General features: G+C 72.1%; 19 protein-coding genes. 12 read left to right on the forward strand and 7 right to left on the reverse strand.

Features of this window, described 5'->3' with window-relative positions:
- Window positions 1–237 precede the first annotated feature (237 nt).
- Window positions 238–2,151, forward strand: a complete 1,914-nt coding sequence (locus tag ACIGQF_RS19700) for an AMP-dependent synthetase/ligase (RefSeq protein WP_399711623.1) — start codon at window positions 238–240, stop codon at window positions 2,149–2,151.
- Between the two features lie 70 nt (window positions 2,152–2,221).
- On the opposite strand, the gene ACIGQF_RS19705 is transcribed toward ACIGQF_RS19700, so the two are convergent.
- Window positions 2,222–2,809, reverse strand: a complete 588-nt coding sequence (locus tag ACIGQF_RS19705) for a two-component system response regulator (protein ID WP_399711625.1) — start codon at window positions 2,807–2,809, stop codon at window positions 2,222–2,224.
- Window positions 2,810–2,834: 25 nt separating this feature from the next.
- Window positions 2,835–6,989 (reverse strand): HAMP domain-containing protein, encoded by a 4,155-nt coding sequence (locus ACIGQF_RS19710; protein ID WP_399711627.1) that lies wholly within the window; start codon window positions 6,987–6,989, stop codon window positions 2,835–2,837.
- 100 nt (window positions 6,990–7,089) lie between these two features.
- On the opposite strand from ACIGQF_RS19710, the gene ACIGQF_RS19715 reads away from it, so the two are divergent.
- Window positions 7,090–9,096: a SpoIIE family protein phosphatase gene (locus tag ACIGQF_RS19715; RefSeq protein ID WP_399711629.1), complete on the forward strand. Its 2,007-nt coding sequence runs from the start codon at window positions 7,090–7,092 to the stop codon at window positions 9,094–9,096.
- Between the two features lie 45 nt (window positions 9,097–9,141).
- Window positions 9,142–10,374, forward strand: coding sequence for a radical SAM family heme chaperone HemW (hemW, locus tag ACIGQF_RS19720; RefSeq protein ID WP_399711631.1), 1,233 nt, complete (start codon window positions 9,142–9,144; stop codon window positions 10,372–10,374).
- Between the two features lie 12 nt (window positions 10,375–10,386).
- Here hemW and ACIGQF_RS19725 read toward each other — a convergent pair whose 3' ends face one another.
- Window positions 10,387–11,220 (reverse strand): DUF3097 domain-containing protein, encoded by an 834-nt coding sequence (locus ACIGQF_RS19725; protein WP_399711633.1) that lies wholly within the window; start codon window positions 11,218–11,220, stop codon window positions 10,387–10,389.
- A 39-nt stretch (window positions 11,221–11,259) separates the two neighbouring features.
- Window positions 11,260–11,994 (reverse strand): MBL fold metallo-hydrolase, encoded by a 735-nt coding sequence (locus ACIGQF_RS19730; protein WP_399711635.1) that lies wholly within the window; start codon window positions 11,992–11,994, stop codon window positions 11,260–11,262.
- A gap of 273 nt (window positions 11,995–12,267) precedes the next feature.
- Between ACIGQF_RS19730 and hrcA the strand changes: the two genes are divergently transcribed.
- The 4 genes from hrcA to ACIGQF_RS19750 all read left to right on the forward strand — a co-directional run bounded on the left by hrcA (window position 12,268) and on the right by ACIGQF_RS19750 (window position 16,436).
- The gene (gene hrcA, locus ACIGQF_RS19735) at window positions 12,268–13,284 is read left to right on the forward strand and encodes a heat-inducible transcriptional repressor HrcA (RefSeq protein ID WP_361557507.1); all 1,017 of its coding nucleotides are present in this window, start codon (window positions 12,268–12,270) and stop codon (window positions 13,282–13,284) included.
- Complete coding sequence (gene dnaJ / locus ACIGQF_RS19740; protein ID WP_399711638.1) at window positions 13,285–14,415, forward strand: molecular chaperone DnaJ; 1,131 nt, start codon at window positions 13,285–13,287, stop codon at window positions 14,413–14,415.
- Between the two features lie 174 nt (window positions 14,416–14,589).
- A complete protein-coding gene (locus ACIGQF_RS19745) occupies window positions 14,590–15,696 on the forward strand; it encodes a nitronate monooxygenase (RefSeq protein WP_399711640.1) in 1,107 nt (368 codons plus the stop codon).
- On the forward strand, window positions 15,693–16,436 hold the full coding sequence (locus ACIGQF_RS19750) for a 16S rRNA (uracil(1498)-N(3))-methyltransferase (RefSeq protein ID WP_399711642.1): 744 nt from the start codon (window positions 15,693–15,695) through the stop codon (window positions 16,434–16,436). The genes ACIGQF_RS19745 and ACIGQF_RS19750 overlap by 4 nt, the downstream gene beginning before the upstream one ends.
- Window positions 16,437–16,466: 30 nt before the next feature.
- On the opposite strand, the gene ACIGQF_RS19755 is transcribed toward ACIGQF_RS19750, so the two are convergent.
- The gene (locus ACIGQF_RS19755) at window positions 16,467–16,895 is read right to left on the reverse strand and encodes an OsmC family protein (RefSeq protein WP_399711644.1); all 429 of its coding nucleotides are present in this window, start codon (window positions 16,893–16,895) and stop codon (window positions 16,467–16,469) included.
- Window positions 16,896–17,099: 204 nt separating this feature from the next.
- Between ACIGQF_RS19755 and ACIGQF_RS19760 the strand changes: the two genes are divergently transcribed.
- The 3 genes from ACIGQF_RS19760 to ACIGQF_RS19770 all read left to right on the forward strand — a co-directional run bounded on the left by ACIGQF_RS19760 (window position 17,100) and on the right by ACIGQF_RS19770 (window position 19,488).
- On the forward strand, window positions 17,100–18,035 hold the full coding sequence (locus ACIGQF_RS19760; RefSeq protein WP_399711646.1) for a hypothetical protein: 936 nt from the start codon (window positions 17,100–17,102) through the stop codon (window positions 18,033–18,035).
- A 70-nt stretch (window positions 18,036–18,105) separates the two neighbouring features.
- Window positions 18,106–18,465, forward strand: coding sequence for a histidine triad nucleotide-binding protein (locus tag ACIGQF_RS19765; protein ID WP_399711648.1), 360 nt, complete (start codon window positions 18,106–18,108; stop codon window positions 18,463–18,465).
- Window positions 18,466–18,489: 24 nt separating this feature from the next.
- Window positions 18,490–19,488 (forward strand): ribonuclease Z, encoded by a 999-nt coding sequence (locus tag ACIGQF_RS19770; RefSeq protein ID WP_399711650.1) that lies wholly within the window; start codon window positions 18,490–18,492, stop codon window positions 19,486–19,488.
- Here ACIGQF_RS19770 and ACIGQF_RS19775 read toward each other — a convergent pair.
- Together ACIGQF_RS19775 and ACIGQF_RS19780 are read right to left on the reverse strand one after the other, a co-directional pair.
- Window positions 19,476–20,252: an HAD family acid phosphatase gene (locus tag ACIGQF_RS19775; protein ID WP_399711652.1), complete on the reverse strand. Its 777-nt coding sequence runs from the start codon at window positions 20,250–20,252 to the stop codon at window positions 19,476–19,478. The genes ACIGQF_RS19770 and ACIGQF_RS19775 overlap by 13 nt on opposite strands.
- A gap of 179 nt (window positions 20,253–20,431) precedes the next feature.
- Window positions 20,432–21,247, reverse strand: a complete 816-nt coding sequence (locus ACIGQF_RS19780) for an IclR family transcriptional regulator (RefSeq protein ID WP_399711654.1) — start codon at window positions 21,245–21,247, stop codon at window positions 20,432–20,434.
- A gap of 162 nt (window positions 21,248–21,409) precedes the next feature.
- Here ACIGQF_RS19780 and ACIGQF_RS19785 point away from each other — a divergent pair, with 162 nt between their 5' ends.
- The gene (locus ACIGQF_RS19785; RefSeq protein WP_399711656.1) at window positions 21,410–22,345 is read left to right on the forward strand and encodes a 5-dehydro-4-deoxyglucarate dehydratase; all 936 of its coding nucleotides are present in this window, start codon (window positions 21,410–21,412) and stop codon (window positions 22,343–22,345) included.
- Window positions 22,342–23,670, forward strand: coding sequence for a glucarate dehydratase family protein (locus ACIGQF_RS19790; RefSeq protein WP_399711658.1), 1,329 nt, complete (start codon window positions 22,342–22,344; stop codon window positions 23,668–23,670). Before ACIGQF_RS19785 ends, ACIGQF_RS19790 begins: the two co-directional genes overlap by 4 nt.
- Window positions 23,671–24,298 lie beyond the last annotated feature (628 nt).

Raw genomic sequence — 24,298 nt, forward strand, 5'->3', positions numbered from 1 at the left:
GATGCGGCCGGTCACCTACGGTGAGTGTCCGCGCGTTCACCCTCGGGTGGCCGCGGGCGGGTTCGGGCGCCGCCGGGCGGGGGAAGACGGCTCTGAGGGACCGTCGTGCGGGGGTGCGGCGCAGGTCGGCGCGCACCGATCGGTCACAAGGTGAACGAGTGTGAGGCAGGCCCTTACATGGGGGCGCCACGCACTCTAGTCTGATCCTGCTCGAAGGTTACTCGCGAGTCACCAGCAATGAAGCGGGCCCCGGAGGAACACGTGACGGACAGCCAGTCGTTGATCGAGAACCGGCCACCTTCCGTGGCGACGCTCTTCCTGGAGCGGGTTGCGGCCACCCCCGAAGGCGAGGCCTACCGCTATCCGGTGCCCCCGGCCTCGGGCCAGGGCCCGGACGACTGGAAGTCGCTCACCTGGGCCCAGGCCGCACAGCGGGTGTACGCCACCGCGGCCGGCCTCATCGAGCTCGGAGTGGCCCCCGAGGAGCGGGTCGCGCTGGCCTCCAGCACGCGGGTGGAGTGGATACTGGCCGACCTCGGGGTGCTCTGCTCGGGCGCGGCCACCACGACCGTGTACCCCAGCACCAACGCGGACGAGACGGCGTACATCCTCGCCGACTCCGGCAGCCGCATCATGATCGCCGAGGACGCCGCGCAGCTGGCCAAGGCCCGTGAGTGCCGCGCCGACCTGCCGGACCTCGCGCACGTCATCGTCATCGACGAGGCGGCCGCCGTATCGGCCGAGGGCGACCCCGAGGGCTGGGTGCTCTCGCTCGCCGAGCTGGAGAAGCGCGGCGCCGCGTACCTGGAGAAGAACCCCAGCTGTGTGAAGGAGCGGGTCGCAGCGCTCCGCGCCGACCAGCTGGCCACGCTGATCTACACCTCCGGTACGACGGGCCGCCCCAAGGGTGTCCGGCTGCCGCACGACTGCTGGTCGTACATGGCCCGCGCGATCCAGGCGACCGGCCTGGTCAACGAGGAGGACGTGCAGTACCTCTGGCTGCCGCTGGCGCACGTCTTCGGCAAGGTGCTCACCGCCGGCCAGATCGCCCAGGGTCATGTCATCGCGGTGGACGGCCGGGTCGACAAGATCATTGAGAATCTGCCGGTCGTCCGGCCGACGTACATGGCCGCCGTGCCGCGGATCTTCGAGAAGGTCTACAACGGCGTGGCCGCCAAGGCCCGCGAGGGCGGCGGGGCCAAGTACAAGATCTTCCAGTGGGCGGCCGAGGTCGCCCGCGAGTACGCCAAGGTCTCGCAGGACAACTTCCGGCGGACCGGCACCGCCTCGGTGCCCTTCGCGCTCGGCGCCAAGCACCAGGTCGCCGACAAGCTGGTGTACGCCAAGCTGCGCGAGGCGTTCGGCGGGCGGCTGCGCGCCGCGGTCTCCGGCTCGGCGGCGCTCGCGCCCGAGATCGGTTACTTCTTCGCCGGCGCCGGCATCCACATCCTGGAGGGCTACGGCCTGACCGAGTCCAGCGCCGCCAGCTTCGTGAACCCCGGCGAGGCGTATCGCACCGGCACGGTCGGCAAGCCGCTGCCCGGTACGGAGGTCCGGATCGCCGAGGACGGCGAGATCCTGCTGCGCGGCCCCGGCATCATGCAGGGCTACCACGGGCTGCCGGAGAAGACGGCCGAGGTGCTGGAGTCCGACGGCTGGTTCCACACCGGCGACATCGGTGAGCTGTCCGCCGACGGCTACCTGCGGATCACCGACCGCAAGAAGGACCTGATCAAGACCTCCGGCGGCAAGTACATCGCGCCCGCCGAGGTCGAGGGCCAGTTCAAGGCGGTCTGTCCGTTCGTCTCCAACGTCCTCGTGCACGGCGCCAACCGGAACTTCTGCACGGCGCTGATCGCCCTGGACGAGCCGACCATCCTCACCTGGGCCAAGGAGCACGGCCTTTCGGGCAAGGACTACGCCGCGGTGGTCGCCACCGAGCAGGTCCGCGAGCTGATCGACGGATACGTCGAGCGGGTCAACGAGGGACTCCAGCGCTGGCAGCAGATCCGTAAGTTCCGCATCCTGCCGCGCGACCTGGACATCGAGCACGGCGAGGTCACGCCCAGCCTCAAGGTCAAGCGCCCGGTCGTCGAGCGGACCTTCAAGGACCTGCTGGACGACATGTACGCGGGAGCCCGCGAGTCCTGAGCAGCGCCGCGCGCCGGGCCCGCCACGTGTGATGGCCGGGCCCCGGCGCGTCCGGTGGGTACGGCAGGTGTCACGGGCGTCCGTGGCGCAGTGCCCGTACCGTCTCCTCCAGTGCGGCCATCCGCGCGCGCAGTTCGCCCGCTTCGAGCTGGTCGCCGGCCGCCAGCGCTTCCTCCATCACGGCGATGCGGTCGGCCAGTTCCTCGATGCGGTCCCGGTCCTGCTGCCGCAGCCTGCGCAGCTGGCGGCTCTTCTGGTGCAGTTCGAGGAAGACCTTCACCTTGGCGCGCAGTACCCACGGGTCGAAGGGCTTGGTGAGGTAGTCGGCCGCTCCCGTGGAGTAGCCGCGGAAGGCGAAGCCGGAGTCGGCGTCGGTTCCGGTCAGGAAGATGATCGGGATGTGCTTCGCCTGGTCGAGCCGCTTGATGTTGGCCGCGGTCTCGAAGCCGTCCATGCCGGGCATCAAGATGTCCAGCAGGACCACCGCGAACTCCTGCCTGAGCAGCGCTTTCATCGCTTCCTCGCCGGACCGTGCGCGAACGAGCGGTTCGCCGAGTGAGCGCAGTACGGCTTCGAGGGCGGCGAGGTTCTCTTCCATGTCGTCGACGAGGAGGATCCCCGCCCGGTCGTCGCTGCGGATGCTGGTGACGTGGGTCATGACTGGCCTTCTGGCTGGTGTGCTCCTACGGACTCTGGTGTTCGTCGTCCCCGTCGGCCGCTTGTGGCGGAGCCGCGCCGTCTTCGCGGCCCGCGGGTGCCCCGCCGTCGGAGGACGGCGCGGGCGAGCGGTACTTGGAGAGCAGATCGACGGCGACGTTCAGCAGCCGGTCCACGTCGAGGGGCTTGGGGAGATAGTCGTTGGCGCCTGTCTCCAGGGATTTCTCGCGGTCGCCCGGCATTGCCTTGGCCGTCAGGACGACGACCGGGAGGTCGGCGTACCGGGGCGTGCGCCGGATGGCGCGAATTGTCTCATAGCCGTCCATTTCCGGCATCATGATGTCCATCAGGACGAAGTCGATGCCGGGGTTCTTGCCGAGCATCTCGATGGCCTCCCGGCCGTGCTCGGCGTAGACCACCCGCATGCCGACCCGGCTGAGGACGTTCGTCAGCGCGAAGGCGTTCCGGATGTCGTCGTCGACGACCAGCGCCTGCGCGCCCGACAGCAGCTCGCCGGTGGCGCCCTTGGCCCACTGCTCCACATTGGACACGGCGGGCCAGGAGCTCTCCTCCGGGGACCCGCTGGGTGCGGGGCGGGGGAGCAACGGCTGGGGAAGCTCCGGAGCGTCGTCGGCGGTCGCTTCCCCGGTGACCTCCCGAGCGAGGGCGCCCGGCTGCTCGACGGCCTCCGCGGTGCCCCGGCACCTGACGGGGATGCGGAAGACGAAGACGGAACCGGCGCCGGGCTCGCTCGCGGCCGTCAGGGCGCCGCCCAGCAGGCCCGCGATCTCCCTGCTGATGGACAGGCCGAGGCCCGTACCGCCGTACTTCCGGTTGGTCGTGCCGTCCGCCTGCTGGAACGCCTCGAAGATGACCGGCAGCTTCTCGGGCGCGATGCCGATGCCGGTGTCGGTGACGGTGAAGGTGACGGTCTCCTCGGCCGCCAGGTCCACGCGCAGGTCGATCTTGCCCTTGGGGGTGAATTTCAGGGCGTTGGAGAGGAGGTTCCGCAGCACCTGCTTGATCCGCTTCTCGTCGCTGTACAGCTCCTTGGGCACGGCTTCGGTCACCGAGACCTCGAAGGCCAGCCCGCGGTCCAGGGTGAGCGGGCGGAACGTGTCGTGGACGTAGTTGAGCAGCTTGATCAAGGGAACCCGGGCAGGAAAGACATCCATCCGGCCGGCTTCGATCTTGGAGAGGTCGAGGATGTCGTTGATCAGCTGGAGGAGTTCGGAGCCGGAGCGGTGGATCATCGCCGCGCTCTCCACCTCGTGCCGGTTGAGATGGCCGTGCTCGTTGTCGATGAGCATCTGGGCGAGGATCAGCAGGGAGTTCAGCGGGTTGCGCAGCTCGTGCGACATGTTCGCCAGGAACTCGGTCTTGTACCGCGAGGAGCTGGCCAGCAGCGCTGCCTTCTCCTCCAGCGCGGCGTTGGAGCGCTGCAGCTCGGCCTGGCGGCGCTGCAGCTCGCCCGTGCGCTCCTGGAGCTGCCGGGCCAGCCGCTGGGACTCGCTGAGGAGCGACTCCGTACGGGAGTTGGCGACGATGGTGTTGATGGCGACGCCGATGGTGTTCACGAACTGGTCGAAGAAGGCGAGGTGGACGTCGGAGAAGCGGGAGAAGGACGCCAGCTCGATCACGCCGAGGGTCTGGTCCTCGAAGAGCACGGGGATGATCGCGACGGTGGTCGGGGCCGCCTCGCCGAGCCCGGAGTCGACCTTGATGTAGTCGGCGGGCACCTCCTCCACCAGGATGCGCTTCTTCTCGATGGCCGCCTGGCGCACCAGGCCGTGGCCGTGCGAGCCGGGGGTGTCGATGCTGGCGTCGTGCGCCGAGCCGTACCCCGCGATGAAGTCCAGGCGCAGCTCGTCGGTCTCCGCACTGGCCAGGAAGAACGCGCCGTACTGCGCGTTCACCAGCGGCGTCAGCTCGCGCAGGATCAGATCGGCGACCTCCACCAGATCGCGGTGGCCCTGCATCAGGCCGGCCAGCCGGGCGAGGTTGGCGTCCAGCCAGTCCTTGGCGCGGGTGGTCTCGCGGAGGTTGGAGACCATCATGTTGATGTTGTTCTTCAGCTCGTCGACCTCGCCGCGGGCCTCGACCGTGACGTTGCGCGTCATGTCCCCGGAGGCCACCGCGCTGGTCACCTCGGAGATCGCCCGGACCTGCGTGGTGAGGTTCAGCGCCAGCTCGTTGACGCTGGTGGTGAGGGACTTCCATGTGCCGTAGACGCCCTCGACCCGGGCCTGGCCGCCCAGCTGGCCCTCGCTGCCGACCTCGCGGGCCACCCGGGTCACCTCGGAGGCGAACGAGGACAGCGTGTCGACCATGGTGTTGAGCGTGGTCTTCAGCTCCAGGATCTCGCCGCGCGCGTCCACGTCGATCTTCTGCGACAGATCGCCCTGCGCGACGGCGGTCGCGACAAGCGCGATGTTGCGTACCTGAGTGGTGAGGTTGGAGGCCATGAAGTTGACGTTGTCGGTGAGGTCCTTCCAGACCCCGGACGCGCCGCGGACCTGCGCCCGGCCGCCGAGGTTGCCCTCCGTACCGACCTCGAAGGCCACCCGGGTGACCTCGTCGGCGAAGGCGCGCAGCTGGTCGACCATGCCGTTGACGGTCTCCTTCACCTCCAGGATCTCGCCGCGCGCGTCCACCGAGATCTTCTTCGACAGATCACCGTCCGCGACCGCGGTGGTGACCTGGGCGATGTTGCGTACCTGGGAGGTGAGGTTGGAGGCCATGAAGTTGACGTTGTCGGTGAGGTCCTTCCAGACCCCGGACGCGCCGCGGACCTGCGCCTGACCGCCGAGGTTGCCCTCCGTACCGACCTCGCGGGCGACCCGGGTGACCTCGTCGGCGAAGGCGGAGAGCTGGTCGACCATCGTGTTGATCGTCGTCTTCAGCTCCAGGATCTCGCCCTTGGCCTCCACCGTGATCTTCTTGCCGAGGTCGCCCTCCTTCACCGCCGTCGCTACAAGGGCGATGTTGCGCACCTGAGTGGTGAGGTTGTCCGCCATGAAGTTGACGCTGTCGGTGAGGTCCTTCCACATCCCCGACACCCCGCGCACCTGCGCCCGGCCGCCGAGCCGCCCGTCCGTACCGACCTCGCGGGCGACCCGGGTCACCTCGTCGGCGAAGGCGGAGAGCTGGTCGACCATCGTGTTGACGGTCTCCTTCAGCTCCAGGATCTCCCCGCGCGCGTCGACCGTGATCTTCTGGCTGAGATCGCCGTTGGCCACCGCGGTGGTGACCTGGGCGATGTTGCGTACCTGGGAGGTGAGGTTGGAGGCCATGAAGTTGACGTTGTCGGTGAGGTCCTTCCAGACCCCGGAGACGCCGGGCACCTGGGCCCGGCCGCCCAGCCGGCCCTCCGTACCGACCTCGCGGGCCACCCGCGTGACCTCGTCGGCGAACGCGGAGAGCTGATCGACCATGGTGTTGACCGTGAGCTTCAGCTCCAGCAGCTCGCCCGTCGCCTCGACCGTCACCTGACGCGTCAGGTCCCCGCGCGCCACCGCCGTGGTCACCGCCGCGATGTCGCGGACCTGCGCGGTCAGCCGGGCGGCCATGGTGTTGACCGCCTCCGTGACGTCCCGCCAGCTTCCGGACAGCCCCGCGACCTTGGCGCGGCCGCCCAGCCGCCCTTCGTTGCCCGACTCCCGGGCCACTCGCGTGACTTCGCCGGTGAACAGCGAGAGCTGATCGACCATGGAATTGACCGCGCGGCCCAGCTGGCAGCGGTCGCCGCGCAGCTTGCGATGGCCGTCGTGCAGCTCGACGCGCTGCGTCAGATCACCGCCCGCCACGGCGTTCAGCACTTTCGTCGCCTGGGCCGCGGGGAACACCAGCGCGTCGATGATGTCGTTGGCCGCGAGCACGGAGGAGGTCCACCTGCCCTGGCCCGGGCTGGCCGTCATCCGCTCGTCCAGCCGCCCCTGGCGGATCAGCTCCGAACGGAGCCGCATCAGCTCGTCGGCGTGGTGCTGCGTGCGGATGACGATGTCGTTGAAGGCCCCGTGCAGGTCGCCGAGGACGCCGTCGTGCGCCACGGGGAGCCGGGCGCGGAAATCACCTGAGGACATCGAGAGGAGTGCGGAGAGCAGCGGTTTGAGGTCGGCCGCGCGCACCCAGTCGGTTCCTGCCTCCCGCGAAACGCGGGGCACTGCGGAATCCACCGACATAATGACCCACTTCAGTAACTCGGTGCGAATGGGTGGGCTCAGTCTGTCACCCTGGCAATGGCGCAATCGGCGCTATTGCGGAACTGCTCGGGAGTGCTCAATGGGGACGACAACTCCGTCGGAAACCGACGTGGTGCGCAGGCGGACCGCGGCGCGGCCCGACGCCCTGCCCGTCCGGGAGCACACCGAGGCCGCCGACGACACCGGCGGGGGTGGTCGACAACGCGCCGAGGGCGCATACGGAGGCGAGACCTCCCGCACCGTCGGGCTGCCCGGCTCGCCCATCGCGGCGCGCGCCGCCCGGCAGTTGGTCCGTACGACGCTGGCCGACTGGATCGCCCGCGGGCTGCCCGGCGCGCAGCACCTCACCGAGCGCACCGCCGACGAGGCCGAACTGCTCGCGAGCGAGCTGGTCACCAACGCCGTCGTGCACGCCGGGACCGCCGTCGAGCTGCTCTGCCGGCTGGACGAGGACGGCCCGCACACCGCCGTGGTCGTCGAGGTCTCCGACCACCATCCGGCCCGCCCGGTGCGCGGCCGGCACGACGCCGTGACCGCCGAGGGCGCAGGCCGCGGACTGCAGCTGGTCGGCGCGCTGGCCGACGCCTGGGGCATCACCTACCGGCGCACGCTGAAGACCGTGTGGTTCCGGGTGACCGCGGACTCGCCGGAGACGGTGTACGAACCGCCGGTGGAGGCCTTCGACGCGGACGGCGCGGCGCCGGGCGGACAGGCCACCGTCCTGATGTCGCCCGGGCCGCAGCGGGCCGCGCTCCGCCGCTGCGAGGTCGAACGGCTCAACCACGGCGCGCTGTCCTTCCTCGCCGAGGCCTCCGACCTGCTCAGCGGGCAGCTGGACGCGGATCAGGTGGCCGCGCTGGTCGCGCAGCTGATCGTGCCGCGGATGGCCGACTGGTGCGCGGTCTGGCTGGACGACGGCGGCGACTTCGGCGCGCCCCGCCTGGCCCGCGTCTGGCACGCCACGGAGAGCCGCATCGAAGGCCTGCGCGAGCTGCTGGTGAAGGACCCGCCGGTGCTGACCGGCCGCGGCGTCGACGGCCAGACCACGGGCGCCGGGCCCTGGCCGTGGCCCGGCGAGCCCAGCGGCTTCGGCCCCGGCGGCGCGGCCCTGGCCTGCCCGCTGGTCTCGGGCGTGCGCCAGTACGGCACGCTGCTGATCGGCCGGGCCGGCATCGTGCGCTTCCCCGACGAGGTGGTCTCGCTCATCGAGGACCTGTCGGGCCGGGTGGCCAGGTCCATCGCGACCGCCGACGCCTACACCCGCCAGGAACGCATCAGCCGGGTGCTGCAGCGCAGGCTGCTGCCGGGGCGGCGCGCCGACGTACCGGGCGTGGCCTCGGCCGTGGTGTACGAGCCGCGCGAGGGCGCCTGGGCCGGCGGCGACTTCTGGGACCTCTTCCAGTCGGCGCCCGGTCGCTGGTGCTTCATGCTCGGCGACGTCTGCGGCAGCGGCCCGGAGGCGGCGGCCGTCACCGGCCTGGCCCGCCCGGTGCTGCGGCTGCTGGCCCGCGAGGGATACGGCGTCGGCGAGGTGCTGGACCGGCTGAACCGTACGGTCGCGATGGAGGCCGCCGACTCCGTCGCCGCGGTGGCCGCCGCGGTGGTCGAGGCCGGCCCCGAGGCGGACATGCGGCCCGGCTACCGCGAGGAGAGCGAGCAGGCCCGTTTCCTGTCTCTGCTGTACGGCGAGATCGTGCCGCACGAGGGCGGCGCCGGGGGCGCCCGCTGCACGATCGCCAGCGCCGGCCACCCGCTGCCGCTGGTCCTCGGCACGGACGGCACGGTACGGGCGGTCGCCGAGCCGCAGATGCTGCTCGGCGTCCTGGAGGACACGGCGTACGAGACCGAGACCTTCGAGCTCGCGCCCGGGGAGACGCTGCTGTGCGTCACCGACGGCGTGACCGAGCGCCGCTCGGCCGGGCGGCTCTTCGACGACGAGGACGGCCTCGTGCGCGCCTTCGCGGAGTGCGCGGGGCTGGGCGCCGACGGCGTCGCCGAGCACCTCAGGAGCCGGGTGCACGCCTTCGCGCCGACCCCGCCCGACGACGACCTGGCGCTGCTGGTCCTCCAGGCGCTGCGGCCGTAGGGGCACGGGGGAGAGGGCACTCGCCGGGTACCGGACAATGGAGGCATGCCTTCTGCACTCCCCGACGGCGAGCCCCTGCCCGAGGACGGGGCGCTGCCCGCCTCCGCCCTGGCCGGAGCGGGCGAGCGGCCCCTCGGGTTCTATCTGCACGTGCCGTACTGCGCGACCCGCTGCGGATACTGCGACTTCAACACCTACACCGCGAACGAGCTGCGCGGCTCCGGCGGCGCCCTCGCCTCGCGCGAGAACTACGCCGACACGCTGATCGAGGAGATCCGGCAGGCCCGCAAGGTTCTCGGCGCCGACCCCCGGCGCGTCGAGACGGTCTTCGTCGGCGGCGGCACGCCCACGCTGCTGCCTGCGGCCGATCTCTCCCGCATGCTCGCCGCCATCCGCGACGAATTCGGCTTCACGCCGGACGCGGAGATCACCACCGAGGCGAACCCGGAGTCCGTCGACCCGCGCTACCTCGCGGAGCTCCGCGCCGGCGGCTTCAACCGGGTCTCCTTCGGCATGCAGAGCGCCAAGCAGCACGTCCTGAAGATCCTCGACCGCACGCACACCCCGGGCCGCCCCGAGGCCTGCGTGGCCGAGGCCCGCGCCGCCGGCTTCGACCACGTCAACCTCGACCTGATCTACGGCACGCCCGGCGAGTCCGACGACGACTGGCGGGCCACTCTGGACGCGGCCGTCGGCGCAGGCCCCGACCACGTGTCCGCGTACGCGCTCATCGTCGAGGAGGGCACCCAGCTCGCCCGCCGCATCCGCCGCGGCGAGGTCCCGATGACGGACGACGACGAGCACGCCGACCGCTACCTCATCGCCGAGGAGGCCCTGAGCGCGGCGGGCTTCACCTGGTACGAGGTCTCCAACTGGGCCACCTCGGCCCCGGCCCGCTGCCGCCACAACGAGCTGTACTGGACCGGCGCGGACTGGTGGGGCGCGGGCCCCGGCGCGCACAGCCACGTCGGCGGCGTCCGCTGGTGGAACGTGAAGCACCCCGGCGCGTACGCCCAGGCACTCTCCGAGGGCCGCACCCCGGGCGCGGGCCGCGAGGTCCTGTCGGCCGAGGACCGCCGCGTCGAACGCATCCTCCTGGAACTGCGGCTGGCGGCCGGGTGCCCGCTGTCCCTGCTCCGCCCCGACGGCCTCGCCGCGGCGGAGAAGGCCCTGGCCGACGGCCTCCTGGACCCGGCCCCTTACGAGGCAGGCCGGGCCGTCCTGACCCTGCGCGGCCGGCTGCTGGCGGACGCGGTGGTGCGGGACCTGGTCGACTGACCCCGGTCGGGGTCAGTCCGCCGGTGCCGTGACGAAGTCGATCAGTTCCTCGACCCGTCCCAGCAGCGCCGGCTCCAGATCCTTGTAAGAGTGGACCGAGGCGAGGATGCGCTGCCAGGCGGCGCCCGTGTTCTCCGGCCAGCCCAGTGCCCGGCACACGCCCGTCTTCCAGTCCTGGCCGCGGGGGACCGACGGCCAGGCGGGGATACCGACGGAGGCGGGCTTCACGGCTTCCCAGATGTCGATGTAGGGGTGGCCGACGATCAGGACGTTCGCGTCCGTGACCGAGGCGGCGATCCGGGACTCCTTGGAGCCGGGCACGAGGTGGTCGACGAGGACGCCGAGCCGGGCGTCCGGGCCGGGGGAGAAGGAGCCGACGATCGAGGGCAGGTCGTCGACGCCTTCCAGGTACTCCACGACGACGCCCTCGATGCGCAGGTCGTCGCCCCAGACGCGTTCCACCAGCTCCGCGTCGTGGCGGCCCTCGACGTAGATGCGGCCGGCGCGGGCGACGCGGGCGCGGGCACCGGGGACGGCGAGGGAACCGGAGGCGGTGCGCTGCGGACCCCGGGGGCGCGCGGACGCGGCGGAGGGGCGTACGAGAGTGACGACCTTGCCCTCCAGCAGAAAGCCGCGGGGCGTCATCGGGAAGACCCGGTGCTTGCCGAAGCGGTCCTCCAGGGTGACGGTCGGACCCTCGGCGGTCTTCTCGCAGCGGATGACGGCCCCGCAGAAACCCGTGGCGACCTCCTCCACGACGAGGTCGGGCTCGGCCGGCACCTCGGGCGCGGGGCGCTGCTTCTTCCAGGGAGGGGTCAGGTCGGGGCCGTATTCTCTGCTGCGCATTCGACAGACGATATGCGGGCCGGGCGTCCCCCGGGTGGGCTAGCCGGGCGACACGCCGAAGCGGCGGGCCAGCTCGTCGCGCTGGGCGCGGACGAAGCGGGCATCCACGACGGCTCCGTGGCCGGGCACGTACCGCGCGTCCTCGCCGCCGAGGGAGAGCAGCCGGTCCAGCGCGGCCGGCCAGCAGGCGGGGAGCGCGTCCGGCCCGGCCTGTGGTTCCCCCGACTCCTCGACGAGGTCGCCGCAGAAGACGATCTCCGGCTCACCCGGCCCGCACCGCACGCAGACCGCCAGATCGTGCGCGGTGTGCCCGGGTCCGACGTTCGCCAGCAGCACGCGGCGGTCGCCCAGGTCGAGGGTCCGCTCCCCGCAGATCGGGTGATCGGGGACGACGAGGGTGTCCACGGCCACCGCCGTCGCCTCCGGGTCGGCCCCGTTCCGTACCGCGTCGCCGGCCAGCGCCTCCGGCTCGCGGCGCAGCAGCTCGCCCAGTCCGGTCGGCCCGAAAACCGTCACTCCCGCGAACGCCGCGGTGCCCAGCACGTGATCGAAGTGCGGATGGGTGAGCACGATGTGCGTCACCTCACGGCCCAGGACGTCGCGCACCTGGCGGCGCAGCTCGGCGCCCTCGCGCAGCCCGGACCCGGTGTCGATCAGGAGAACGCCGGTGGTGCCGGCCACGATGCCGACGGTGGCGTCCCAGGTCGGCAGCCGGCGCCGCGCGACGCCGTCCGCGAGCCGCTCCCACCCAGCCTCTTCCCAAGTCGTGCGCATACCGCGACGCTAGCCCGTATACCGGGAAATCGCGCGCGGCCGCCCGGCTGACCTGGGCCGATCCCGGGGACACGGACCGGCCTCGGCGCGATACGGTGGCCCGCCGGGCCGCGAGCCGTGTCGCCCGGCCTTGCCCCGGCCGTGCTACCCGGCCGTACACTGGACGGGGTTTGGCACTCGGACAGGTCGAGTGCCAGGGGCGGCCGGCCGGGCCGCCTCGGACGGACGGGCCGCGAACGGCCCGGCGAGAGCACGGGACTGGAGGTGTGCGCGATGCTCAGCGAACGCAGACTCGAAGTACTGCGTGCCATCGTCCAGGACTACGTCGGCACCGAGGAGCCCGTCGGCTCCAAGGCGCTCACGGAGCGCCACCAGCTCGGCGTCTCTCCCGCCACCGTCCGCAACGACATGGCCGCGCTGGAGGACGAGGGCTTCATCGCCCAGCCTCACACGAGCGCCGGCCGAATCCCCACCGACAAGGGCTACCGCCTGTTCGTCGACAAGCTGGCGGCCGTCAAGCCGCTGTCGGGTCCCGAGCGCAAGGCGATCCACAGCTTCCTCGACAGCGCGGTGGACCTCGACGACGTCGTGGCCCGTACGGTCCGGCTGCTCGCGCAGCTGACCCGGCAGGTCGCGGTGGTGCAGTACCCCTCGCTGACCCGGTCCACCGTCCGGCACGTGGAACTGCTGTCGCTGGCGCCCGCGCGGCTCATGCTCGTCCTGATCACCGATACCGGGCGGGTCGAGCAGCGCATGATCGACTGCCCCGCGCCGTTCGGCGAAACGTCCCTGGCGGACCTGCGGGCGCGGCTCAACAGCCGTGTCGTGGGACGCCGGTTCACGGACGTGCCGCAACTGGTGCAGGACCTGCCCGAGTCCTTCGAGACGGAGGACCGGGGCACGGTCTCGACAGTGCTGTCGGTGTTGCTGGAGACTCTGGTGGAGGAGACCGAGGAGCGGCTGATGATCGGCGGTACCGCCAATCTCACGCGCTTCGGTCATGATTTCCCGCTGACGATCCGGCCGGTGCTGGAGGCGCTGGAGGAGCAGGTCGTGCTCCTCAAGCTGCTGGGAGAGGCCAAGGACTCGAGCATGACCGTGCGCATCGGGCACGAGAACGCTCACGAGGGCCTCACTTCCACATCGGTCGTCGCCGTCGGCTACGGTTCGGGCGACGAGGCAGTCGCCAAACTCGGCGTGGTCGGACCGACCCGCATGGACTACCCCGGAACGATGGGAGCGGTACGCGCAGTGGCACGTTACGTCGGACAGATCCTCGCGGAGTCGTAAGTGGCCACGGACTACTACACGGTCCTCGGTGTCAGTCGCGACGCCTCGCAGGACCAGATCAAGAAGGCTTTCCGGCGGCTGGCGCGCGAGCTGCACCCGGATGTGAACCCGGATCCCAAGACCCAGGAGCGGTTCAAGGAGATCAACGCCGCTTACGAGGTGCTGTCGGACCCGCAGAAGAAGCAGGTCTACGACCTCGGCGGGGACCCGAACTCCCAGGGCGGCGGCGCCGGTGCCGGCTTCGGCGCGGGCTTCGGCAACTTCTCCGACATCATGGACGCGTTCTTCGGCACGGCGTCGCAGCGCGGGCCGCGCTCGCGCACCCGCCGCGGCCAGGACGCCATGATCCGGCTGGACGTGGAGCTGCACGAGGCCGCGTTCGGCACGACCAAGGACATCCAGGTCGACACGGCGGTCGTGTGTACGACCTGCTCCGGCGAGGGCGCCGCGCCCGGCACCTCCGCGCAGACCTGTGACATGTGCCGCGGTCGTGGCGAGGTCTCGCAGGTCACCCGGTCCTTCCTGGGCCAGGTCATGACCTCGCGGCCCTGCCCGCAGTGCCAGGGGTTCGGCACGGTCGTACCGACCCCGTGCCCCGAGTGCGCGGGCGACGGCCGCATCCGGTCCCGCCGCACGCTCACGGTCAAGATCCCGGCCGGTGTCGACAACGGCACCCGCATCCAGCTCGCGGGCGAGGGCGAGGTCGGCCCCGGCGGCGGCCCGGCCGGTGACCTCTACGTCGAGATCCACGAGGTCGCGCACCCGGTCTTCCAGCGGCGCGGCGACGACCTGCACTGCACGGTCACGATCCCGATGACCGCGGCGGCGCTGGGCACGAAGTGTCCGCTGGAGACGCTGGACGGGGTACGCGACGTCGACATCCGGCCCGGCACCCAGTCCGGCCAGTCCATCCCGCTGCACGGCTGCGGCATCACGCACCTGCGCGGCGGCGGCCGCGGCGACCTGGTCGTCCACGTCGAGGTGCAGACCCCGGGCAAGCTCGACGCCGAGCAGGAGGAGCTGCTGACCCGGCTCGCCAAGCTCCGCGGCGAGGAGCGCCCGACCGGGCAGTTCCAGCCCGGGCAGCAGGGCTTGTTCTCGCGGCTGAAGGATGCGTTCAACGGCCGGTAGGCATTGGGCCGGGGGTTCGGGGGTCGTCCCCCGGGCAGGCACAGCCAGCCCGGGCAGCAGGGCTTGTTCTCGCGGCTGAAGGATGCGTTCAACGGCCGGTAGCAGCCGTTGGTGTGTACGGGGCACGGCCGCCCCCGATTCGGGGGCGGCCGTGACGCGTGACACGATATGGGCATGCCCACCGCGCTGACCGAGCTGAGCGCTCACCCGATCGTGCAGGCTCCCATGGCCGGCGGCGCCTCGTGCCCCGAGCTGGCCGCGGCTGTGAACGGGGCGGGCGGCCTGGGCTTCCTCGCCGCGGGCTACAAGACGGCCGACGGCATGTACCAGGAGATCGAGCGGCTGCGCGGGATGACCGGCCGGCCCTTCGGCGTGAACCTCTTCATGCCGCATCCGGAGCTCGCCGAAGACGCGGCCGTCGACGTCTACCGCGACCAGCTCGCGGGCGAGGCCGACTGGTACAGGACCGCGCTCGGCGACCCCCGGGGCGCCGCCGACGACGGGTACGAGGCCAAGCTCGCCATCCTCCGCGAGGACCCGGTGCCGGTCGTCTCGTTCACCTTCGGCTGCCCCACCGCCGAGACCGTGGAGTCCCTGGCCAGGGTGGGCACGTACACCGTCGTGACCGTCACCACGGCCGCCGAGGCGCGCGCCGCGCAGGCGGCCGGCGCCGACGCCGTGTGCGTGCAGGGCATAGAGGCGGGCGGCCACCAGGGCACCCACCGCGACGACCCGCAGAGCGACGGCGCCGGCGCGGGCGTCGGCCTGCTGGCGCTGATCGCCGAGGTCCGTGAGGCGGTGCGGCTGCCCATCATCGCGGCGGGCGGTCTGATGCGCGGCGCGCAGATCGCCGCCGTACTGGCGGCCGGCGCGGCGTCCGCGCAGCTCGGTACGGCCTTCCTGGCCTGCCCCGAGTCCGGCGCCCACCCGCTGCACAAGCAGGCGCTGACCGACCCGCTGTACACGCGCACCGAGCTGACCCGGGCGTTCTCCGGGCGCCCGGCCCGCGGGCTGGCCAACCGTTTCCTGCGCGAACACGGCCCGTACGCGCCGGCCGCCTACCCGGCCGTCCACCTCCTCACCTCCCCGGTACGCAAGGCCGCGGCCAAGGCCGGCGATCCGCAGGCCATGAGCCTGTGGGCGGGCCAGGGTCACCGGCTGGCCCGGCGGCTGCCCGCCGCCGAGCTGATGGAGGTGCTCGCGGCCGAACTGGCCGCGGCGCGCGCCGTATCGAACCCCACCGGCCCCGCCGGATCCGGACCTCTTGGGAGTGCCTCGTGACCGCCCCGGTCTTCCTCGTCGACTCGCTGGCCGGCGCCGCGCCGGGCGCTGCCCTCACCCTGGACGGCCCCGAGGGACGCCACGCGGTGTCCGTACGGCGGCTGCGCGTCGGCGAGGAGATCGTGCTGACCGACGGCTCGGGACGGGGCGCGTACGGGACGGTCGCCGCGGTCGAGGGCAAGGACCGTCTCGACGTCGCGGTGACGGACGTACGGACCGAGGAGGCGCCGCTGCCCCGCATCACGGTCGTGCAGGCGCTGCCCAAGGGCGACCGCGGCGAACTGGCCGTGGAGACCATGACCGAGACCGGCGTGGACGCGATCGTGCCGTGGCAGGCGTCCCGTTGTGTGACGCAGTGGAAGGGCGAGCGGGGCACCAAGTCGCTGACGAAGTGGCGCAACACCGCCCGGGAGGCCGGGAAGCAGGCCAGGCGCCTGACGTTCCCGGAGGTCGCGGCGGCGGCCTCGACGAAGGACGTGGCGGAGCTGCTGAGCGGTGCCGCCTTCGCCGCCGTGCTCCACGAGGAAGGCAGTGAGCCGCTGGCCCGCGCCGAACTCCCCGCCGACGGCGGCATCGTGCTCGTCGTCGGGCCCGAGGGCGGGGTGTCCCCCGAGGAGTTGGAAATGTTCGCGGCGGCCGGGGCGAAGCCGTACCGGCTCGGCGCGAGCGTGCTGCGCACCTCCACCGCCGGCACGGCCGCCACGGCGCTGCTGCTGGGCCGTACGGGCCGCTGGGACTGAGCGCAGCGGGGCCCGTACGGCCCCGCGGCCTCAGATCAGCGTGGCGTTGAGCGTGATGTTCTTGACGCCCGCCAGCGCCTGGCTGACCGGGCAGTTCTTCTTGGCGTCCTCGGCGGCCGCCTGGAAGTCGTCCTCGGACAGGCCGGGGACCTTTGCCTGCACGGTCAGTGCGATGGCGGTGATGCCCTCGCCCGGCTGGAAGGTGACATCGGCCTTGGTGTCGACCGATTCGACGGTGTAGCCCTTGCCCGCCAGGCCGTGCGAGAAGGCCATCGAGTAGCAGGAGGAGTGGGCCGCGGCGATCAGCTCCTCGGGGCTGGTCTTTCCGCCCGGCTCCTCGGCGCGGGCCGGCCAGCTCACGTCGTACGTACCGACCTTGGAGGAGTCCAGGGCCACCTGGCCCTTGCCCTCCATCAGGTTGCCTTCCCAGTGGGTCTTGGCCGTGCGCGTCGTTGCCATGGTGGGTCGCTCCCGTAGGTGGCGGAACTTGACTCTTCGCGGCCCAGGTTAGTGATGATCGGCGTGGTCGGGGCAGCGCCGCGCGGAGTTGGCCGGAGCGGGCCTGTCGGGCCGCGCGGCCCCGATGGCACGCTGCGGGGCATGAAGGGACGCGTGCGGGGCCGTTGGTTACGGGCGTTGGCAGCGGCGGGTGCCGCAAGTGCGGTGGCCGTCGGAACAGCGGCGTGCGAGCCCACCGGTTACTCCAACACATCCGCGATAGCGGTGACGACGGACCGCCAGGCGACGCGGGCGCTGGAGTGGGAGAGCGTCAACGTGAGCTGGCTGAGCTGTACGGCGTCGGCGCCCAACGGCGGCGAACCGGCACCCAGGGGGACGGCCGGCACCGCCCCCGTGGCGACGGGCCGCGCCCGGGTCAGCTGCCAGGGCCAGACCGTCAGGGGCGAGCGGATCAGCCTCACCGGCAATGTGACGAGGGAGGTCAGCGGCCGGTGCGTGGAGGGCAGTGACATGGTCGCCAGGGTCGACGACCGGGTGATCTTCCGTACGAACACCATCGGCAACTGCAACGCCCCGGCCTCCGGCAGCACGGACCGGCCGAACGAAGGCTCCACCTCCCGGCCCGCGCGCGACGGCAACAGCGGGGGCGGCGGCGAGGACGGCAACAGCGGCGGCGGTGGCGGCAGCGAGCCCGGCGACAGCGGTGGTAGCGGCAGCGAGCCCGGCGACAGCGGCGGCAACAGCGGCGGTGGCGGCAGCGACAACGGGGACGGCAACGGGAACGACAACGGCGGGGGCGGCGGCCAGAACGACGACGGCTGGAACGGCGACGGCTGGAACGGCGACGGCAACGACGACTGCCCCGACGGCGACCACGACCACGGGCACCACGACGACCAGGGCGACGACGACGGCAAGTGGGACGACGGCAAGAACGGTGACGGCAAGGACGACGGCGGCAAGGACGACGGCGGTAAGTGGGAGAACGGCAAGGACGGCAACGACGACGGCAAGTGGGACGAGGACGACCAGGGCGACGACGGCAAGTCGGACGAAGGCAAGTGGGACGAGGGCAAGGACGGCAAGGACGACCGGGGTGACGGTGCGAAGGACCGTTCCGGCACGTGGGTGGCACGGTAGTGACGGTCTCCCCGCCCCCGGTCGGTACGATGCGGGTCGTACGAGCCGACGACCCGTGAGGAGCGCTCCGGTGGCGGGAGAACCGCAGGCCGACTGCCTGTTCTGCAAGATCGTGGCGGGCGACGTGCCCGCGACGATCGTCCGAGAGACCGAGACGACCGTCGCCTTCCGCGACATCAACCCCCAGGCGCCGACCCACATCCTGGTGATCCCCAAGGTGCACCACCCGGACGCCGCGTCGCTGGCCGCCGCCGAGCCGCAGATCGCCGCCGACGTGCTGCGCGAGGCGGGTGAGGTCGCGGCCGAGGAGAAGATCGACGGCACCGGCTTCCGCATCGTCTTCAACACCGGCTCCGGCGCCGGCCAGACCGTCTTCCACGCGCACGCCCACGTACTCGGCGGCCGTGGCCTCAACTGGCCCCCCGGATAACGGCCACGAGAGCGGATCAGCACCTTGTCCGTACGCGAACTGGTTGTCCTCGGCACCGCCAGCCAGGTGCCCACCCGGCACCGCAACCACAACGGCTACCTGCTGCGCTGGGACGGTGCCGGGCTGCTCTTCGACCCCGGTGAGGGAACGCAGCGCCAGATGCTGCGGGCCGGGGTCGCCGCGCACGACCTGAACCGGCTGTGCGTCACGCACTTCCACGGTGACCACAGTCTCGGCCTGGCCGGGGTGATCCAGCGGATCAACCTGGACCGGGTGCCGCATCCGGTCACCGCGCACTACCCCGCGAGCGGGGCGCACTTCTTCGAGCGGCTGCGCTATTCGACGGCGTACCGGGAGACCGTGCGGCTGCGCCAGGAGCCGGTGTCCGGTGACGGCGGCACGCTCGCCGAGACGTCGGCCTTCACGCTCACCGCGCGCCGCCTCTCGCACCCCGTCGAGTCCTACGGCTACCGCCTCCAGGAGCCGGACGGGCGGCGGATGCTGCCCGAGCGGCTGGCCGCGCACGGCATCGCGGGACCGGAGGTCGGCCGGCTGAACCGGGAGGGCTCGGTCGTCCGTGAGGACGGCCGTACGGTCACCCTGGAGGAGGTCAGCGAGGTACGGCCGGGCCAGTCGTTCGCGTTCGTGATGGACACCCGGCTGTGCGCCGGTGCGCACGAGCTGGCGGCGGGCTGCGACATGCTCGTCATCGAGTCCACGTTCCTGGACGGCGACCGGCAGCTGGCCGAGGAGCACGGCCACCTGACGGCGGGCCAGGCGGCCAAGGTCGCGCGCGACGCCGGCGTCCGGCACCTGGTGCTCACGCACTTCTCACAGCGCTACGCGGACCCCGCGGAATTCGAGCGCGAGGCCCGCGCGGCCGGTTACGACGGCGAACTGACCGTCGCCCGGGACCTGATGCGGGTGCCGCTCCCCAAGCGCCGCCCGGCCCCGGACGCGGGCACCGGCCACGCCCCGGACACCGGCAGCGCCCCGGAAGCGGGCCCCGGTCAGGGCAGGTAGTACATCGGGTTCGGCAGCTTGAAGGTGAGGTTCGCGTAGCCGCCCTTCAGGTCCGAGTGCTGGTCGCCGAAGTTGGCCACGATGTCGTAGCCCTGCGACTCGATGTGCTTCCGGGTGCCCGCCTTGTACTCGATCGTCGAGCAGGTGCTGCCGCAGGGCAGGTAGGCCGGCGGGTGCTCCTTGTCCTTGAGGTAGACGTGGCCGCGGTCCAGCGGGACGTCGTAGCCGACGTTCTTGAGGTTGCGGACGCTCCAGTCGCGCTGGGCCTCCTTGCGGCCGGTGACGAAGAAGACCTCGTACCCCTTGGCGCGGGCGCGGTTCACCAGCGCGTCCATCCCGAAGACCGGCTCCATGTCGTGGCTCTTCAGGTACGCGTCCTGGGCCTTCTCGTCGAAGGCGAAGCCGATCTCCAGCTCGAAGTTGTAGGTCAGCAGGGTGGTGTCGTCCATGTCGAGCACGATGGCGGGCTTGCCGGAGCCGCCGTGGTGCCGCGCGGCCGAGTCCAGGTACCGCTGCGCCTTCGCCTCGATGCCGCGGACCTGGCGGGCGTAGTTGCTCTTGGGGGAGGCGTAGTGCTCCCCGTCGGCGGTCACGGTGTCGCCGTAGTACGCCTTGATCCGGTCCTGCACCTGGGTGAGGTTCGGTATCTCCTTGTCCGAGTGCGGGACGGAGTGCTCGGCGGTGGCCTGGCCGACGCCGAACGCCGTGGTGGCGGCGACGGCCGTGGCGGCGGCGAGGGCGCCCAGGCGCGCGCGGAAACGCATGTACTTCTCCTGCGGGGTGGGGCGGAAAGGGGGACCCCGGTAGATCTAGCAGGCGTTGCTTCTGCGTATCTACGCGCGGAGATTAAATGCTTGGCAAAGCATGGTGAGGGCGTGGGAGGGGAGTTCGAGGGCGTGGGAGAGAAGTTGTTCCGAGGGCGTGGGAGCGGAGTTGCGGGGCGTCAGCGCCACTCGGGCGCGCCCGCGCCCGGTGCGCGCGGCGCGGCGGCCTCGATCTTCGCGCGCGCCTCGGTCATGACGGCGACGATCCGCCGCTCGTGCTCCTCGCTGAGCCGGACGACCGGGACGGAGGCGCTGATCGCGTCGGTCGCGGGGGAGTCGTACCGCTCGTACCGGTCGTACCGCAACGCGAAGCCGAAGCCCGCGATGCCTGCCACGCCCTCCTCGCGCTCGATCGCGTAGCCGCGGGCGCGAACCCGGGCCAGGTCGGCGACCAGGGCCGCCCGGTCGGTGAGCGTCCGCTCCGTCAGCGACTCCAACGGACCGCCCGGAAGCGGCAGTTCGTCATCCGGGCGCTCGGCGAGCAGTGACTTGCCGAGCGCGCTCGCGTGGGCCGGCAGCCGGCGCCCGTCCCGGCTGATGGTCCGGAGGTACGCGTGGGACTCGCGGGTGGCGAGGTAGACCACGTCCGGGCCGTCCAGCCGGGCCAGGTGCACGGTCTCGCCCAGCGCCTCGGACGCCTCGTCTAGGTACGGGCGCGCGGCCCGCACCCGGGGGTCGGTGTCGAGGTAGCTGGTGCCGGCGAGCAGGGCGTGGATGCCGATGCCGTACAGCGAGCCGGTGGTGTCGGTGCGCACCCAGCCGCGGTCGATGAGGGTCTGGAGCAGCGCGTACATGCTGCTGCGCGGTACGCCCAGCTCCTCGGCCAGCTCGCGCAGCCGGGCCGGGCGGTCGCCGCGGGCCGCGAGCACCTCCAGCAGCTCGACGGTGCGGGCCGCCGACTTCACTTCGCGGACCCCGCCGCCCCTCTCCGACATGGGCCGATGGTAGCCGCGGCGGGCGACGGCGGCCCCGTACGGGTGCGGGGCCTTTCGGCGGCGGTGGCTCCGTACGGATGCAGGGCCTATTGACGCCGATGGTGCGCATCTCTAGCCTCCATTCTCATCCGTGGACGCCATCTATATATGGAGACAGTCCTCATGCCGGACCCGACGGTCACCGAACGGCTGCGCACGGGCATGGCCCGCGGCGTGCTGTCCTTCCCGCTCACCTCCTTCACCGACGACGGCGCGCTGGACCTGCCCGCCTACCGCGACTACCTCGCGAGCCGGATCGCGGCCGGGCCCGGAGCGCTCTTCCCGGCCTGCGGCACCGGCGAGTTCTTCTCCCTGGACGAGACCGAGTACGGCCAGGTGATCAGCGCCGCGGTCGAGGCGGCGGGCGGACGGCTCCCCGTCGTCGCGGGCGTCGGCTACGGCTGGCCGCAGGCCGTCCGGTTCGCCCGGATCGCCGAGGAGGCCGGGGCCGACGCCGCGCTGCTGATGCCGCACTACCTCGTCAAGGCCCCGCAGGACGGTCTGGTCGCGCAGGTGCGCGAGGTCGCCTCCCGTACTCGTCTCCCGCTGATCGCGTACCAGCGCGATCACGTCGCGTTCACCGCCGCGAGCGTCCGCCGGATCGCGGAGATCCCCGGCGTCATCGGGCTCAAGGACGGCCACAGCGACCTGGACCGGCTCCAGCGCCTCAAGCTCGCCGCGCCCGACGGTTTCCTGTTCTTCAACGGCGCGGCCACCGCCGAACTCCAGGCCCGGCAGTACGCGAGCCTGGGCGTCACCGCGTACTCCTCCGCCGTGCACGCCTTCGCGCCCGAGATCTCCCGCGCCTTCTTCACGGCGCTCGGCGAGCGGGACGACGCCACCGTCGAGAAGCTGCTGACCGGTTTCTACATCCCCTTTGTAGAGCTGCGGGACCGGGTGCCCGGGTACGCCGTGTCGCTCGTCAAGGCGGCGGCCCGGCTGCGCGGCCTGCCCGTCGGCCCGGTACGCGCCCCGCTCACCGACCCCTCGTCCACCGATCTCACCGACCTCGCCGCGCTCCTGGACCGCGGCCTCGACCTGGTAGGAGCCACCCGATGACCGGCACCCCGACGACGCCCCCGCGGCCCGCCGCGGACCTGGCCATCACCGAGGTACGGCTCACCCCGATCCTGGTCGCCGACCCGCCGCTGCTCAACACCCAGGGCGTGCACCAGCCCTACACCCCCCGGCTGATCGTCGAGGTGGTCACCGCGGGCGGCGTCACCGGCCTCGGCGAGACCTACGGCGACACCAAGTACCTCGACCTCGCCCGCCCGCTGGCCGAGGCCCTCACCGGCCGCTCGGTCACGGAGCTGAACGCGCTGCCGGTGCTGGCCGCCGAGGTCTGCGGCGACTCGCCGGACGCGACCGCCGCCGGCGCGGTGGACGTCGGCGGCCTGCGAGGCGTCCAGACCGCCGACAAGCTGCGGCTCTCCGTCCTGTCCGGCTTCGAGGTCGCCTGCCTGGACGCGTGGGGCAAGGCCGCCGGGCTCCCGGTGCACGCGCTGCTCGGCGGCAAGGTCCGCGACCGCGTCGACTACAGCGCCTACCTCTTCTACCGCTGGGCCGAACACCCCGGCGGCCGCGGCGAGGCCGACGACTGGGACGCCGCCGTCGACCCGGCGGGCGTCGTCGCCCAGGCGCGGAAGCTCGCCGACGCCTACGGCTTCGGCTCGTTCAAGCTCAAGGGCGGGGTCTTCGAGCCGAAGGAGGAGATCGCCGCCATCCGGGCGCTGGCCGAGGAGTTCCCCGGCAAGCCGCTGCGGCTGGACCCGAACGGCGCCTGGTCGGTGGAGACCTCCCTGATGGTCGCCGAGGAGCTGAAGGACGTCCTGGAGTACCTGGAGGACCCGGCCAGCACCACCGGCCGCATGGCCGAGGTCGCGGCCCGTACGGAGATCCCGCTCGCCACCAACATGTGCGTGACGACCTTCGACGAGATCGCCGAGGCGTTCACGCGGGGCGCCGTCCAGGTCGTCCTCTCCGACCACCACTACTGGGGCGGCCTGCGCAACACCCGCGAACTGGCCGCGATCTGCCGCACCTTCGGCGTCGGCGTCTCCATGCACTCCAACACCCACCTCGGCATCAGCCTCGCCGCCATGACGCACGTCGCGGCCACCGTGCCCAACCTCCACCACGCCTGCGACAGCCACTACCCCTGGCAGACCGAGGACGTGCTCACCGAGCGGCTCACCTTCGAAGGCGGCGCCGTCGCGGTCACCGACACCCCGGGGCTGGGCGTCGAGCTGGACCGTGACCGGCTCGCCGCGCTGCACCGGCGCTGGCTGGACGACGACGGCAGCCAGCGCGACCGTGACGACGCGGCGGCCATGCGACTCGCCGACCCGGAGTGGACGACGCCGGCCGTGCCCCGCTGGTAATCCCCCTGCCGCCCGCCGGCGTCCCTCGCCTCCAGGAGCCCCGCAGCGCCGCGGGGCCCCCTGATCCCCGGAGCCGCACGTGAAGGAGTACCGGCGCGTTCGGCTTCGGCGCGGCCCTGTTCTTCGTCGCGTACGCCTTTTCGAAGTCCCCGGCAACATGCTCATGGAGCGCTTCGGGCAATCTGGGCGGCTTCCGTCTCACCGACCGCTTTCGGCCTGTTGGAGGACGCCACGGGGCCACTCGCGGCGGTCTCATCGGCCTCTCCGTCGTCGGCGTCCTCGCCGCGGTCACGGTGGCCCTCGTACGGGGCGGCGGCCGCAACGACAGGCGCCGCGTGCCGGGTGACACGCAGGTCGCGGAGCACCCGGCCCAGGGCCCGGCGGACGGTCCGGCAGCGGGCCCGGCCCCGGCGGGTGCCTGAGCGGGAGGAACCGTTTCCGGCCGGGTATGCATGCTCGTCCAGGGGCGAGGCCTCTGGGCGGGAATGCGCCGGGCGCGTACGGTATGGGTCCCGCACGTGATCATCGAAAGGGGCTGCTCCCATGGCGCAGGAAGTACGCGGAGTCATCGCACCGGGGAAGGGTGAGCCGGTGCGGGTGGAGGCGATCGTGGTGCCGGATCCGGGTC

It is taken from the genome of Streptomyces sp. NPDC053560, assembly GCF_044544605.1.
GTDB lineage: Bacteria > Actinomycetota > Actinomycetes > Streptomycetales > Streptomycetaceae > Streptomyces.

What these genes read in the sequence shown, in the direction of transcription:
- hemW (WP_399711631.1), top strand. Translation starts at nt 9,142, where the DNA reads ATGCCTTCTGCACTCCCCGACGGCGAGCCCCTGCCCGAGGACGGGGCG.
- ACIGQF_RS19705 (WP_399711625.1), bottom strand. Translation starts at nt 2,809, where the DNA reads ATGACCCACGTCACCAGCATCCGCAGCGACGACCGGGCGGGGATCCTC.
- ACIGQF_RS19790 (WP_399711658.1), top strand. Translation starts at nt 22,342, where the DNA reads ATGACCGGCACCCCGACGACGCCCCCGCGGCCCGCCGCGGACCTGGCC.
- ACIGQF_RS19700 (WP_399711623.1), top strand. Translation starts at nt 238, where the DNA reads ATGAAGCGGGCCCCGGAGGAACACGTGACGGACAGCCAGTCGTTGATC.
- ACIGQF_RS19715 (WP_399711629.1), top strand. Translation starts at nt 7,090, where the DNA reads ATGGGGACGACAACTCCGTCGGAAACCGACGTGGTGCGCAGGCGGACC.
- ACIGQF_RS19730 (WP_399711635.1), bottom strand. Translation starts at nt 11,994, where the DNA reads ATGCGCACGACTTGGGAAGAGGCTGGGTGGGAGCGGCTCGCGGACGGC.
- ACIGQF_RS19775 (WP_399711652.1), bottom strand. Translation starts at nt 20,252, where the DNA reads ATGCGTTTCCGCGCGCGCCTGGGCGCCCTCGCCGCCGCCACGGCCGTC.
- ACIGQF_RS19785 (WP_399711656.1), top strand. Translation starts at nt 21,410, where the DNA reads ATGCCGGACCCGACGGTCACCGAACGGCTGCGCACGGGCATGGCCCGC.
- ACIGQF_RS19725 (WP_399711633.1), bottom strand. Translation starts at nt 11,220, where the DNA reads ATGCGCAGCAGAGAATACGGCCCCGACCTGACCCCTCCCTGGAAGAAG.
- ACIGQF_RS19780 (WP_399711654.1), bottom strand. Translation starts at nt 21,247, where the DNA reads ATGTCGGAGAGGGGCGGCGGGGTCCGCGAAGTGAAGTCGGCGGCCCGC.
- ACIGQF_RS19710 (WP_399711627.1), bottom strand. Translation starts at nt 6,989, where the DNA reads ATGTCGGTGGATTCCGCAGTGCCCCGCGTTTCGCGGGAGGCAGGAACC.
- hrcA (WP_361557507.1), top strand. Translation starts at nt 12,268, where the DNA reads ATGCTCAGCGAACGCAGACTCGAAGTACTGCGTGCCATCGTCCAGGAC.
- ACIGQF_RS19755 (WP_399711644.1), bottom strand. Translation starts at nt 16,895, where the DNA reads ATGGCAACGACGCGCACGGCCAAGACCCACTGGGAAGGCAACCTGATG.
- ACIGQF_RS19745 (WP_399711640.1), top strand. Translation starts at nt 14,590, where the DNA reads ATGCCCACCGCGCTGACCGAGCTGAGCGCTCACCCGATCGTGCAGGCT.